The sequence below is a fragment of the Streptomyces sp. JL2001 genome (genome assembly GCF_050917515.1).
In the GTDB taxonomy this organism is placed as follows: domain Bacteria; phylum Actinomycetota; class Actinomycetes; order Streptomycetales; family Streptomycetaceae; genus Streptomyces.
Window position 1 is genome coordinate 6,451,289 of record NZ_CP169421.1, and the last position, 12,788, is coordinate 6,464,076.

Genomic DNA, 12,788 nt, shown 5'->3' on the forward strand with positions numbered 1-12,788 from the left:
CGGATATGACGAACGCAGCGGTTGACCAGGTGTCCGGGGAGCGCGACGGCCGCACGATCGGGGCGAGCCGGGCCTTCGCCTGGCTGCTGGTGATCACCGGCGCCGCCGGGCTGCTCGCCGCGTGGGTCATCACGATCGACAAGTTCAAGCTGCTGGAGGACCCGAACTTCACGCCGGGCTGCAGCCTGAACCCGGTCGTCTCCTGCGGCAACATCATGAAGAGCGACCAGGCGTCGGTGTTCGGCTTCCCGAACCCCATGCTCGGCCTCGTCACCTACGCCATGGTCGTCGCGATCGGCGTCGCGCTCCTCGCCGGCGCCCGCTACCGCCGCTGGTACTGGCTCGGCCTGAACGCAGGCACGCTGTTCGGCGTCGGCTTCTGCACCTGGCTGATGCAGCAGTCGCTGTACGAGATCAACTCGCTGTGCCTGTGGTGCTGCCTCGCCTGGGTCGCCACCATCGTCATGTTCTGGTACGTCACCTCGCAGAACGTCCGCTCGGGGGTCATCCCGGCTCCCCGGGGCCTGCGGACCTTCTTCGACGAGTTCACCTGGGTGCTGCCGGTGCTGCACATCGGGATCATCGGCATGCTGATCCTGACCCGCTGGTGGGACTTCTGGACCAGCTGAGGCCGGACCGGCGCCGCCGGGCGGTCCTGGCCCGGCCCGGCGACCCGCGCCCTGGACGCCCCTCGCGGGGCGGTCCGCCGGGCGGGGTTGTCGGTGCCCTGACTTAGGCTTCATCACTGTGGAGCCCGACCTCTTTACCGCAGCCGCCGAAGAACGCCAGGAGAAGGACCCGTCCAGCAGCCCCCTGGCCGTCCGGATGCGCCCGCGCACCCTGGACGAGGTCCTCGGCCAGCAGCATCTGCTGAAGCCCGGATCGCCGCTCCGCCGCCTGGTCGGCGAAGGCGGCGGCGGACCGGCCGGCGCCTCGTCGGTGATCCTCTGGGGGCCGCCCGGCATCGGCAAGACGACCCTCGCGTACGTGGTCTCCAAGGCCACCAACAAGCGTTTCGTGGAGCTCTCCGCGATCACCGCGGGGGTCAAGGAGGTCCGCGCCGTCATCGACGGGGCGCGGCGTGCGGCCGGCGGCTACGGCAAGGAGACCGTCCTCTTCCTGGACGAGATCCACCGCTTCTCCAAGGCCCAGCAGGACTCGCTGCTCCCGGCGGTGGAGAACCGCTGGGTGACGCTGATCGCGGCGACCACGGAGAACCCCTACTTCTCGATCATCTCCCCGCTGCTCTCGCGCTCCCTGCTCCTCACCCTGGAGTCGCTCACCGACGACGACCTGCGCGACCTGCTGCGGCGGGCCCTGACGGACGAGCGCGGGCTCGGCGGGGCGGTCACCCTGCCCGAGGACGCCGAGGCGCACCTGCTGCGGATCGCCGGAGGGGACGCCCGGCGGGCGCTGACCGCCCTGGAGGCGGCCGCGGGCTCGGCGCTCGCCAAGAGCGAGCAGGAGATCACCCTCCAGACGGTCGAGGAGACCGTCGACCGCGCCGCGGTGACGTACGACCGGGACGGCGACCAGCACTACGACGTGGCCAGCGCGCTGATCAAGTCGATCCGCGGCTCGGACGTGGACGCGGCACTGCACTACCTGGCCCGGATGATCGAGGCGGGGGAGGACCCCCGGTTCATCGCCCGGCGCCTGATGATCTCGGCCAGCGAGGACATCGGCCTCGCCGACCCGACGGCTCTGCCGACGGCCGTCGCCGCGGCCCAGGCCGTCGCGCTGATCGGCTTTCCGGAGGCCGCCCTCACGCTGAGCCACGCCACGATCGCCCTCGCCCTGGCCCCCAAGTCGAACGCGGCGACCACCGCGATCTTCGCGGCCCGGGCGGACGTGCGGAACGGCCTGGCCGGTCCGGTCCCGGCGCATCTGCGGGACGGCCACTACAAGGGCGCGGCCAAGCTCGGCCACGCGCAGGGGTACGTGTACCCGCACGACGTGCCGGGCGGCATCGCCGCTCAGCAGTACGCCCCGGACGCGGTCCACGGCAGGCGGTACTACGAGCCGACGCGCTACGGCGCGGAGGCGCGTTACGCGGACGTCGTGGAGAAGGTCCGCGAGCGCCTGAAGGGCGACGGCTGAGGCCGGGTGCGGGCTCCCCTTCGCCTCCGCCGGGGGCGGGCGTCGCGGGGACTGCCGGCCGGATGCCCCTGACGGTCAGGAGCGGTCGGACCGGGCCGCGTCGAAGAGGCGGTGCATCTCGCGGCGCAGGCCGGAGACGTCCCGTACCGGCTCGGGGAAGTCGAAGCGCGCGTCGAAGCACTGCTGGGGTCCCGAGGAGAAGCGGACCCGGAGGCCGAACCGGTCCAGGGCCAGGGGGGCCACGTCGCGCGTCGGGGCCATCGCCGCCGAGCGCTCGCCGAGCAGGCCGCTCAGCGCGCGCACCTGCTCGCCGTGTGCCGCATGCAGGTGCTGGAGGAGCTCGGTCTCGTGGGCGTGCAGCGGGTCGGGAGCCGCCGCGGCGAACGCCTCGGCGTCGACCGGGGCGGTGCCCCACAGGTCGTCCACGCTCGCCTCGCCCACCTCAAGGCGCAGCATCATGCTGCCGGGCTCGGCGACCCCGGGCAGGCAGGTCAGCCACCCGGAGACCCAGGCCCGCCCCCGGATACGGTGCGGGACGGAGACCGGCGCCACGTCCGTGAGCTCCAGCACGACGGCCAGTTCGTCGTCCTGGGCATGGGTCGCGGCCCGCACCGGCGGTGCGTCGGCCGGGAACAGCAGGAGGATCTCGCCGTCCGGGCCGATCGCCCGGGCCTGGGGGGTCAGCTGCTCGGGACGGGCGGCCGAGGCCCCGGGGACGAGCAGCACCGCGGAGCATGTACTCTGTACGAGAGTTCGTGTGCGCTCGGCTGCTGACGGCATCCGTGCGATTTCAAGCCCGCTGGGACGCGGCTGACCATGAGCTGATCGGACCTCCGTCACATCGATGCCATCCAAGGATGAAGCATCGTTCTTTGTGCTGCTGTCTGTGATGCGCGTGGTGTTCCCAGGGCGAGACATGCGATCTCCTTGAGTAAGGTGAGCCTAACCTAACCTACAACGGAGGTCTGGAGAACGTGCCTAACCAGTCGCGTCCCAAGGTCAAGAAGTCGCGTGCGCTCGGTATCGCGCTGACGCCGAAGGCTGTCAAGTACTTCGAAGCCCGCCCGTACCCGCCGGGCGAGCACGGCCGTGGCCGCAAGCAGAACTCGGACTACAAGGTCCGTCTGCTCGAGAAGCAGCGCCTGCGTGCGCAGTACGACATCAGCGAGCGCCAGATGGCGCGCGCCTACGACCGCGCCAAGAAGGCCGAGGGCAAGACGGGCGAGGCGCTGGTCGTCGAGCTCGAGCGTCGCCTCGACGCCCTGGTCCTGCGTTCGGGCATCGCCCGCACCATCTACCAGGCCCGCCAGATGGTCGTGCACGGTCACATCCAGGTCAACGGTGGCAAGGTCGACAAGCCGTCGTTCCGCGTCCGTCCCGACGACGTCGTGATGGTCCGCGAGCGCTCGCGCGAGAAGCCGCTCTTCCAGGTCTCCCGTGAGGGTGGCTTCGCCGCCGACGGTGAGACCCCGCGCTACCTGCAGGTCAACCTGAAGGCCCTGGCCTTCCGCCTCGACCGCGACCCGAACCGCAAGGAAATCCCGGTCATCTGCGACGAGCAGCTGGTCGTCGAGTACTACGCCCGCTGATCCAGGCGTAGGAGCTCCGCGCACCTCGCGGTCCTCAGCCCGCCGCTTCCCCGCCCTTACCGGTGGGGGAGCCGGCGGGCTTCCGCGTGTCCGGGACCGTCGTACGGAAGGGGCGCGGATACGCGGGTCCCCTCGCGCCCGTGGCCGGATCCCGCCGCTCCAGCAGCGCCCGCTCCACCGCGACGTGCAGCGGGAGGGACATCCCCTCGCGCAGGGACGCCGCGTAGCGCTCCACCCCGAGCCGCCGGCCCGCCTCGCGCTCGCACAGCGCGCGCGGCCCGCCGAAGGACACCGAACCGAACAGCCGCAGACCCACCGCGTCCCACATCGGGATCGTGGCCCCCTGCAGCACCGCGGCCTCCGCCGCGTCGCCCTCGCTCGCCGTCACCAGGGCCAGCAGCTCGATCGCGAGGACCAGCCCCACCAGGTCGTGGAAGGCGTGGTCGATGGTGATGCACTCGGACAGCAGCCGGCGCGCCTCGCCCTGGTCGTCCCGGGTCCACGCCGCGTAGGCCAGCACGTAGAGCGCGTACGCCCGGGTCCAGCGCTCGCCGCGCTCCTCGCAGATCTCCCGGACCTCCTCGCACAGCGCCGCCGCGCCCTCCAGGTCCCCCTGGAACACCCGGGCCATCGCCAGCTCGACCTGGCCCATCAGCACGTTGCTGTTCAACTCGCCCAGTTCCCGGTACGCCGCCAGCGCCTCGCCGATCAGCCGCTCCGCCCGGGGCATGTCGTCCGAGAGCAGCGCCAGGCAGCCCATCCGGTGCGTGGCGTACGCCTGCGCCAACCGGTTCCCGGTGGCCCGCGCCCGCTCGCCGCACTCGTGGAGCGCCGCCACCGCCGCCGTGCCGTCCCCCTGCAGGATCGCCACGTAGCCGAGCACCCACAGGGCCTTCAGCCGGGCGTCCTCGTGCTCCGAGTCGAACGTCAGCGCGCGGTCCAGCCAGAGCCGGCCCTCCGAGAGCCGCCCGCAGCCCGCCCAGTAGAACCACAGCGTGCCCGCCAGGTGCTGCGCCAGGTGCGCCTCGTCCGGCTGCTCCAGACACAGCTCCAGGGCCGCCCGGAGGTTGGGCAGCGCGACCTCGGTGCAGGCCGCGACCTCGGCCTGCCGCGGGCTGAACCACTCCAGCTCGCACCAGGTCGCCAGCCCCATGTACCAGTCGCGGTGCCGGCGGCGCATCCGCTCGCCGTCCCCCAGCTCCGCCAGCCACTGCGCCCCGTACGCGGCGACCGTGCCCAGCATCCGGTAGCGCGGCCCCGCGGGCGTGTCCACCCGCGACACCAGCGACTGCGCGAGCAGCTCGCCCAGCACCTCCAGGACCCGCTCGGCCGGGAGGTCGGGGCCCCCGCAGACGTACTCCACCGCGTCCAGGTCGAAGGGCCCGGCGAACACCGAGAGCCGCGCCCAGAGCAGCCGTTCCCCGGGCGTGCACAGCTCGTGGCTCCAGCCGATCGCCGTACGCAGCGTCTGGTGGCGGGGCAGGGCCCCGCGGGTGCCGGCCGTGAGCAGCCGGAAGCGGTCGTCGAACCGGTGCAGCATCTGCTCGACCGTGAGCAGCGGCATCCGGGCGGCCGCGAGCTCCAGGGCCAGCGGGATCCCGTCGAGCCGCCGGCACAACTCCCGTACGGCGCCGGCGTCCCCGCCCGACGTGGCCGGCGGGGCCGCGCCCGTCGCCGCGACCCGTTCGGCGAACAGGGCGAGCGCGTCCTCGTCGCCCATCGGCGGCAGGGTGAAGACCGCCTCCCCGTCCAGCCGCAGCGGCCGGCGTCCCACCGCCAGCACGGTCAGCCCGGGGCAGGCGGTCAGCAGGTCCCGGAGCAGCGGGGCGCACGCCTCGACGAGGTGCTCGAAGCCGTCCACGACCAGCAGCAGCCGGCGGTCGGCCAGGTGTTCCACGAGCAGTTCGCGCGGCGCGCGCAGCGTGTGGTCCGTCAGGCCCAGCGCCTCGACCAGGGCATGGGCCACCAGGCCCGGATCCCGCAGCGCCGACAGCGCGGCCACCCGCACCCCGTCGGCGTGCCGCCCCTCCGTCCCGGCGGCCACGGAGAACGCCAGCCGCGTCTTGCCGACGCCGCCCACGCCCACCACGGTGACCAGGCGGAATTCACCGAGCAGCCGGGCCAGTTCGCTCCGCTCGCCCGACCGTCCGACGAACCGGTTCAGCTCCGCGGGGAGGTTACTCCTTCGCATGGGACACGGAGCGTACCCAGCCGCACGCGCTCCGTACAATCGGATCGCGCGATCCCCCTCCCACGAGCCGCGATGCCCGCCGTAATGCGGTACGGCGCAAGACCACGGGCGCGATAGGGTCGGAGGACGACTTTTGGCAAGTGCCCGACGACAGCAGAGAGTGGTGCGGAGTGACCGGTGGAGAGGTTGCCGGGATCCTGGTGGCCGTGTTCTGGGCGATTCTCGTCTCCTTCCTCGCCGTGGTGCTGGTGAGGCTGGCGCAGACGCTCAAGGCGACCACCAGACTGGTGGCCGACGTGACCGAACAGGCGGTGCCGCTGCTCGGCGACGCCTCCGCGACCGTGCGGTCGGCGCAGACGCAGCTCGACCGGGTCGACGCGATCACCTCGGACGTCCAGGAAGTCACCTCGAACGCCTCGGCACTCTCGACCACGGTCGCCTCCACCTTCGGCGGTCCCCTCGTGAAGGTCGCCGCGTTCGGCTACGGCGTGCGCAAGGCGCTCGGCCGGAACCGGGACGGGGCACCCCAGGCACCCTCGCCACGTACCGTCTTCGTCGGTCGCACGGTGCCGCCGGCGCGGCGCCGGAAGCAGAAGGGCTGAGCCTCGATGTTCCGCCGTACGTTCTGGTTCTCCGCTGGCGCAGCCGCCGGCGTGTGGGCCACCACCAAGGTCAACCGGAAGCTCCGGCAGCTGACGCCCGAGAGCCTCGCCGCGCAGGCGGCGAACAAGGCGGTCGAGGCGGGCCACCGTCTCAAGGACTTCGCCCTCGACGTCAGGGCCGGCATGGCCCAGCGCGAGGCCGAACTCGAGGAGGTGCTGGGCATCGAGGCACAGCCCGGGCGGGAACTCCCCGCGCAGCGCCGTCTCTTCGCCCTCGACAAGCCGCCGCAGCGTTCCCCGCAGAACCCCCCGCACATCCCACGCACGATCCCGTACAACCGGAATGAGGACCACTGATGGAGTCGGCTGAAATCCGCCGCCGCTGGCTGAGCTTCTTCGAGGAGCGCGGTCACACCGTCGTCCCTTCGGCGTCGCTCATCGCGGACGACCCGACTCTGCTGCTCGTCCCCGCGGGCATGGTGCCGTTCAAGCCGTACTTCCTCGGCGAGGTCAAGCCGCCGTTCTCGCGCGCCTCCAGCGTGCAGAAGTGCGTCCGGACGCCGGACATCGAAGAGGTCGGCAAGACCACCCGCCACGGCACGTTCTTCCAGATGTGCGGCAACTTCTCCTTCGGCGACTACTTCAAGGAAGGCGCCATCAAGCTGGCCTGGGAGCTGCTGACCACCTCGGTGGAGCACGGCGGCTACGGGCTGGACCCGGAGCGGCTCTGGATCACCGTCTACCAGGAGGACGACGAGGCCGAGCAGATCTGGCGCGACGTCGTCGGTGTCCCCGCCGAGCGCATCCAGCGCCTCGGCAAGAAGGACAACTACTGGTCCATGGGCGTCCCCGGACCCTGTGGCCCGTGTTCCGAGATCAACTACGACCGCGGCCCCGAGTTCGGCGTCGAGGGCGGCCCGGCCGTCAACGACGAGCGGTACGTGGAGATCTGGAACCTGGTCTTCATGCAGTACGAGCGCGGTGAGGGCTCCGGCAAGGACGACTTCCCGATCCTCGGCGAGCTGCCGTCGAAGAACATCGACACGGGCCTCGGCCTGGAGCGCCTGGCGATGATCCTCCAGGGCGTCCAGAACATGTACGAGACGGACACCCTCAAGGTCGTCATCGACAAGGCCACCGAGCTGACCGGCGTCGACTACGGCAAGTCCCACGAGAGCGACGTCTCGCTGCGCGTGGTCGCCGACCACATGCGCACCTCCGTGATGCTCATCGGCGACGGCGTGACCCCCGGCAACGAGGGCCGCGGCTACGTCCTGCGCCGCATCATGCGCCGCGCCGTCCGCAACATGCGCCTGCTCGGCGCCACCGGCCCGGTCGTCCGGGACCTCGTGGACACCGTCATCGGGACGATGGGCGAGCAGTACCCGGAGCTCGTCACCGACCGCAAGCGCGTCGAGACCGTCGCCCTCGCCGAGGAGGCCGCGTTCCTCAAGGCCCTCAAGGGCGGCACCAACATCCTCGACACCGCCGTGACCGAGACCAAGGCCGCCGGCGGCACGGTCCTCTCCGGCGACAAGGCGTTCCTGCTCCACGACACCTGGGGCTTCCCGATCGACCTCACCCTGGAGATGGCCTCCGAGCAGGGCCTCTCCGTGGACGAGGACGGCTTCCGCCGCCTGATGAAGGAGCAGCGGGACCGCGCCAAGGCCGACGCCAAGGCCAAGAAGACCGGCCACGCCGACATGACGTCGTACCGGGAGATCGCCGACAGCAACGGCGCCACCGAGTTCACCGGCTACACGAACACCGAGGGCGAGAGCACCGTCGTCGGCCTCCTCGTCAACGGTGTCTCGTCGCCGGCCGCCTCCGAGGGCGACGAGGTCGAGGTCGTCCTCGACCGCACCCCGTTCTACGCCGAGGGCGGCGGTCAGATCGCCGACCAGGGCCGGATCAAGCTGCACAGCGGCGCGGTCATCGAGGTCCGCGACGTCCAGCAGCCCGTTCCCGGTGTCTCCGTGCACAAGGGATCCGTGCAGGTCGGCGAGGTGACCGTGGGCTCCACCGCCTACGCCACCATCGACGTGCGCCGCCGCCGGGCCATCGCCCGTGCCCACTCCGCCACCCACCTGACCCACCAGGCGCTGCGCGACGCCCTCGGCCCGACGGCCGCCCAGGCCGGTTCCGAGAACCAGCCCGGTCGCTTCCGCTTCGACTTCGGTTCGCCGAACGCCGTTCCCGGCGCCGTCCTCACCGACGTCGAGCAGAAGATCAACGAGGTCCTCACGCGCGAGCTGGAGGTCCACGCCGAGGTCATGCCGATCGACGAGGCCAAGCGCCAGGGCGCCATCGCCGAGTTCGGCGAGAAGTACGGCGAGAAGGTGCGTGTCGTCACCATCGGCGACTTCTCCAAGGAGCTGTGCGGAGGCACGCACGTCGGCAACACCGCCCAGCTGGGTCTGGTGAAGCTGCTCGGCGAGTCCTCCATCGGCTCCGGCGTGCGCCGGATCGAGGCCCTCGTCGGTGTCGACGCGTACAACTTCCTCGCCAAGGAGCACACGGTCGTCGCCCAGCTCCAGGAGCTGGTCAAGGGCCGTCCCGAGGAGCTGCCGGAGAAGATCTCCGCCATGCTCGGCAAGCTGAAGGACGCCGAGAAGGAGATCGAGAAGTTCCGCGCGGAGAAGGTCCTCCAGGCCGCCGCCGGTCTCGTCGAGGGCGCCCAGGACATCCGCGGCGTCGCCCTCGTGACCGGTCAGGTCCCGGACGGCACCGGCGCCGACGACCTGCGCAAGCTGGTCCTCGACGTGCGCGGACGCATCTCGGGCGGCCGTCCCGCCGTCGTCGCCCTGTTCACCACGGCCAACGGCAAGCCGCTGACGGTCATCGCCACCAACGAGGCGGCCCGTGAGCGCGGTCTCAAGGCCGGCGAGCTGGTCCGCACGGCCGCCAAGACCCTCGGCGGCGGTGGCGGCGGCAAGCCGGACGTCGCCCAGGGCGGCGGCCAGAACCCGGAGGCCGTCGGCGAGGCCATCGCCGCCGTCGAGCGCCTCGTGACGGAGACGGCGTGACGATGCGCCGCGGTCGCCGTCTCGCGATCGACGTCGGGGACGCCCGGATCGGGGTCGCCTCGTGCGACCCCGACGGGGTCCTCGCCACCCCGGTGGAGACCGTGCCGGGACGTGACGTCCCGGCCGCCCACCGGCGGCTGAGGCAGATCGCCGAGGAGTACGAACCGATCGAGATCGTGGTCGGCCTCCCTCGCTCCCTCTCCGGGGGCGAGGGGCCGGCCGCGGCCAAGGTGCGGGCCTTCGCCCAGGTGCTGGCCCGGGGGATCGCCCCCGTTCCCGTCCGGCTGGTGGACGAGCGGATGACGACCGTGACGGCGAGCCAGGGGCTGCGGGCCTCCGGCGTGAAGTCGAAGAAGGGGCGGTCCGTCATCGATCAGGCCGCCGCTGTGATCATCCTTCAGAACGCTCTTGAGTCCGAACGGGTATCAGGTAATCCGCCCGGCGAGGGCGTCGAAGTGGTCACCTGATCGCGATACGGTAACGTTCCGCGCGATGCGGCGGCATTCGAACAGCTGCCGCACTACGTAGAGGCGGACCGTCCGGACGTCTCGCGGCTGTTTGGGGATCGATGACTGAGTATGGCCGGGGCTCCGGCTCCGAACCGTGGCATCCCGAGGACCCGTTGTACGGGGACCAGGGATGGGGAGGCCAGCAGCAGCAGTACCCGCAGCAGGCGCAGTACGGCCAGCAGGACCCGTACGGTCAGGGGCAGCCTCAGGGCCCGGACCAGGGCCAGGGCTACCACCCCCAGTACCAGCAGCCGCAGCATCCCGAGCAGCAGGCGTACCAGCAGCATCAGCAGTACAACGATGCCCAGTACAACGATCCTCGGTACGCCGATCCCGCGTACGGCGACCAGACGTACGGCGGGCAGCAGCAGGGCGCGTACGGACAACAGCAGGGGCAGCAGGGCCAGGGCTACGACACGCCCGGGTACCCCGCACAGCAGTACGACACGAGCTGGGAGACGGGCCAGGCGGCGATGCCGTACGGCACCACCCCCGCCGATCCCTACGGGGGCCAGAGCCCGGACCTCTACGGCACCCCGGAGGCGTACCCGCCGCCGCAGCCCCCCGGCCGGCGGCAGGCACCGCCCGCCCGGCCGGCCGAGCCCGAGCCGGCGACCGACTGGGACGCGGAGGTCCCGGAGGAGGAGAAGCACCCCTTCTTCACCGGCGACGACGACGGCGACGACGCGTACGACGACGACCCGGCCGAGTCCCGCTCCCGCACGGGCGGCCGTGAACGCCGCGGCAAGGACAAGGGCAAGAAGAAGAGCAAGAACGGCTGCGCCTGCCTCGTCGTGGCGCTCGTCCTCGCGGGCGGCGTCGGCGGCGTGGGCTACTTCGGCTACCAGTTCTGGCAGGGCCAGTTCGGTGCGGCGCCCGACTTCGCGGGCGCGGGCTCCGGCTCGGTCCAGGTCGAGATCCCCAAGGGTGCCGGCGGCTACGAGATCGGCAACATCCTGAAACGGGCCGGCGTCGTCAAGAGCGTCGACGCCTTCGTCTCCGCACAGGGCAAGAACGCCAAGGGCAACACCATCCAGGCGGGTGTGTACACGCTGAAGAAGGAGATGTCCGCGGAGAGCGCCGTCTCGCTGATGCTGAACCCGGCGAGCCAGGCCAACTTCGTCATCCCCGAGGGCCGCCGCAACGTCTGGGTCTACGAGCAGATCGACAAGAAGCTCGAACTCGAGGCCGGCACCACGCAGGGCGTGGCCAAGGCGCAGGCCGCGAAGCTCGGCCTGCCGGCCTGGGCCGCCGGCCACTCCGAGCTCAAGGACCCGCTGGAGGGCTTCCTCTTCCCCGCGAGCTACCCGGTCGCCAAGGGCCAGAAGCCCGAGGACGTGCTGCGCAAGATGGTCGCGCGGGCGAACCAGGAGTACGCGAAGTTCGACCTGGAGGCCAAGGCCAGGGAGCTCGGCGTCAAGGGACCGTGGGAGCTCGTCACGATCGCGAGCCTCGTCCAGGCGGAGGGGACCTCGCACGACGACTTCCGGAAGATGGGCGAGGTCGTCTACAACCGCCTGAAGCCGGGCAACGTGCAGACCAACGGCATGCTCGAGTTCGACTCCACGTACAACTACGTGAAGAACCAGAGCAAGCTCGACCTCAGCCTCGAGGAACTGCGGAAGTACGACAACCCGTACAACACGTACTACTACCGCGGGCTGCCGCCCGGCCCGATCGGCAACCCGGGGGCCGAGGCCATGCAGGGTGTGGTCAACCCGACGCACGACGGCTGGTACTACTTCATCTCCCTCGACGGGAAGTCGTCCAAGTTCACCAAGACCAACGCCGAGCACCAGAAGCTGGTCGAGCAGTTCAACAAGTCGAGGAAGAACTGATGCCCGCACCACGGCGCGCAGCCGTCCTCGGCTCCCCGATCGCCCATTCGCTCTCCCCGGTGCTGCACCGGGCCGCGTATGCCGCGCTCGGGCTCACGGACTGGTCGTACGACCGCTTCGAGGTGGACGAGGAGGCGCTGCCCGGCTTCGTCGCCGGTCTGGACCCCTCCTGGGCCGGGCTCTCGCTGACCATGCCGCTCAAGCGGGCGATCATCCCGCTGCTCGACGGGATCAGCGACACGGCGGCCTCGGTGGAGGCCGTGAACACGGTCGTCCTCACCGAGGACGGCCGCCGGCTGGGCGACAACACGGACATCCCCGGCATGATCGCGGCCCTGCGCGAGCGGGGCGTGGAGAAGGTGGAGTCCGCCGCCGTCCTCGGCGCGGGCGCCACCGCGTCCTCGGCGCTGGCCGCCCTCGCCCGGATCTGCTCCGGCCCCGTCACCGCGTACGTCCGCAGCGAGGCCCGTGCGGCCGAGATGCGGGGCTGGGGCGAGCGGCTGGGAGCGGACGTCCGCACCGCCGGCTGGGCGGACGCCGCGGAGGCGTTCGCCGCGCCGCTGGTGATCGCCACCACCCCGGCCGGGACCACCGACGCGCTCGCGGCGCAGGTGCCGGACGCGCCCGGCACCCTCTTCGACGTGCTCTACGACCCCTGGCCGACCGCGCTCGCGGCGGCCTGGGAGGAGCGCGGCGGAGCGGTCGTCGGCGGCCTCGACCTCCTCGTCCACCAGGCCGTCCTGCAGGTCGAGCAGATGACGGGCCGCGCGCCGGGGCCCCTGGCGGCGATGCGGGCGGCGGGCGCCGCCGCGCTGCCCTCCGCCCACTGACCCCGGAACCCGCCGCACACCGGTCCGGCGCCCCGTCGAACCGGTGTGCCACGCCCCGACGATTGCCCGGGCTTCTCGTTCGGCATCGTCCGACTAATGGACC

At 71.6% G+C, this 12,788-nt stretch carries 11 protein-coding genes; 9 read left to right on the forward strand and 2 right to left on the reverse strand.

Annotated elements, in window-relative coordinates:
* Positions 1-5 precede the first annotated feature (5 nt).
* Both ACE1OA_RS28840 and ACE1OA_RS28845 read left to right on the forward strand, forming a co-directional pair.
* Complete coding sequence (locus tag ACE1OA_RS28840; protein WP_356600895.1) at positions 6-629, forward strand: vitamin K epoxide reductase family protein; 624 nt, start codon at positions 6-8, stop codon at positions 627-629.
* A 118-nt stretch (positions 630-747) separates the two neighbouring features.
* A complete protein-coding gene (locus ACE1OA_RS28845; protein WP_356600893.1) occupies positions 748-2,100 on the forward strand; it encodes a replication-associated recombination protein A in 1,353 nt (450 codons plus the stop codon).
* A gap of 75 nt (positions 2,101-2,175) precedes the next feature.
* On the opposite strand, the gene ACE1OA_RS28850 is transcribed toward ACE1OA_RS28845, so the two are convergent.
* Positions 2,176-2,880: a DUF2470 domain-containing protein gene (locus tag ACE1OA_RS28850; RefSeq protein ID WP_356600891.1), complete on the reverse strand. Its 705-nt coding sequence runs from the start codon at positions 2,878-2,880 to the stop codon at positions 2,176-2,178.
* A 194-nt stretch (positions 2,881-3,074) separates the two neighbouring features.
* On the opposite strand from ACE1OA_RS28850, the gene rpsD reads away from it, so the two are divergent.
* Complete coding sequence (rpsD, locus tag ACE1OA_RS28855; RefSeq protein WP_147977107.1) at positions 3,075-3,689, forward strand: 30S ribosomal protein S4; 615 nt, start codon at positions 3,075-3,077, stop codon at positions 3,687-3,689.
* A gap of 34 nt (positions 3,690-3,723) precedes the next feature.
* On the opposite strand, the gene ACE1OA_RS28860 is transcribed toward rpsD, so the two are convergent.
* Positions 3,724-5,880 (reverse strand): ATP-binding protein, encoded by a 2,157-nt coding sequence (locus ACE1OA_RS28860; protein ID WP_356600888.1) that lies wholly within the window; start codon positions 5,878-5,880, stop codon positions 3,724-3,726.
* Between the two features lie 170 nt (positions 5,881-6,050).
* Here ACE1OA_RS28860 and ACE1OA_RS28865 point away from each other — a divergent pair, with 170 nt between their 5' ends.
* The 6 genes from ACE1OA_RS28865 (at position 6,051) to ACE1OA_RS28890 (ending at position 12,685) form a co-directional block, all read left to right on the forward strand.
* Positions 6,051-6,482 carry a DUF948 domain-containing protein gene (locus ACE1OA_RS28865; RefSeq protein ID WP_356600886.1) on the forward strand — a complete coding sequence of 144 codons (432 nt, stop codon included), beginning with the start codon at positions 6,051-6,053 and terminating at the stop codon, positions 6,480-6,482.
* Positions 6,483-6,488: 6 nt separating this feature from the next.
* Positions 6,489-6,839, forward strand: a complete 351-nt coding sequence (locus ACE1OA_RS28870) for a DUF6167 family protein (RefSeq protein WP_356600884.1) — start codon at positions 6,489-6,491, stop codon at positions 6,837-6,839.
* Entirely contained in the window at positions 6,839-9,508 is a 2,670-nt protein-coding gene (gene alaS, locus ACE1OA_RS28875) for an alanine--tRNA ligase (RefSeq protein WP_356600882.1), read from the forward strand. The genes ACE1OA_RS28870 and alaS overlap by 1 nt, the downstream gene beginning before the upstream one ends.
* Before the next feature lie 2 nt (positions 9,509-9,510).
* Positions 9,511-9,975 (forward strand): Holliday junction resolvase RuvX, encoded by a 465-nt coding sequence (gene ruvX / locus ACE1OA_RS28880; protein WP_147979172.1) that lies wholly within the window; start codon positions 9,511-9,513, stop codon positions 9,973-9,975.
* A 101-nt stretch (positions 9,976-10,076) separates the two neighbouring features.
* Positions 10,077-11,855 (forward strand): endolytic transglycosylase MltG, encoded by a 1,779-nt coding sequence (gene mltG / locus ACE1OA_RS28885; protein ID WP_356600880.1) that lies wholly within the window; start codon positions 10,077-10,079, stop codon positions 11,853-11,855.
* Positions 11,855-12,685 carry a shikimate dehydrogenase gene (locus tag ACE1OA_RS28890; RefSeq protein ID WP_356600878.1) on the forward strand — a complete coding sequence of 277 codons (831 nt, stop codon included), beginning with the start codon at positions 11,855-11,857 and terminating at the stop codon, positions 12,683-12,685. The genes mltG and ACE1OA_RS28890 overlap by 1 nt, the downstream gene beginning before the upstream one ends.
* The last annotated feature ends 103 nt before the right edge of the window (positions 12,686-12,788 follow it).

Excerpts from the sequence above, each read along its gene's own strand:
- ACE1OA_RS28850 (WP_356600891.1), bottom strand. The coding sequence starts at position 2,880 with ATGCCGTCAGCAGCCGAGCGCACACGAACTCTCGTACAGAGTACATGC.
- mltG (WP_356600880.1), top strand. The coding sequence starts at position 10,077 with ATGACTGAGTATGGCCGGGGCTCCGGCTCCGAACCGTGGCATCCCGAG.
- ACE1OA_RS28840 (WP_356600895.1), top strand. The coding sequence starts at position 6 with ATGACGAACGCAGCGGTTGACCAGGTGTCCGGGGAGCGCGACGGCCGC.
- ruvX (WP_147979172.1), top strand. The coding sequence starts at position 9,511 with ATGCGCCGCGGTCGCCGTCTCGCGATCGACGTCGGGGACGCCCGGATC.
- ACE1OA_RS28870 (WP_356600884.1), top strand. The coding sequence starts at position 6,489 with ATGTTCCGCCGTACGTTCTGGTTCTCCGCTGGCGCAGCCGCCGGCGTG.
- alaS (WP_356600882.1), top strand. The coding sequence starts at position 6,839 with ATGGAGTCGGCTGAAATCCGCCGCCGCTGGCTGAGCTTCTTCGAGGAG.
- ACE1OA_RS28860 (WP_356600888.1), bottom strand. The coding sequence starts at position 5,880 with ATGCGAAGGAGTAACCTCCCCGCGGAGCTGAACCGGTTCGTCGGACGG.
- ACE1OA_RS28890 (WP_356600878.1), top strand. The coding sequence starts at position 11,855 with ATGCCCGCACCACGGCGCGCAGCCGTCCTCGGCTCCCCGATCGCCCAT.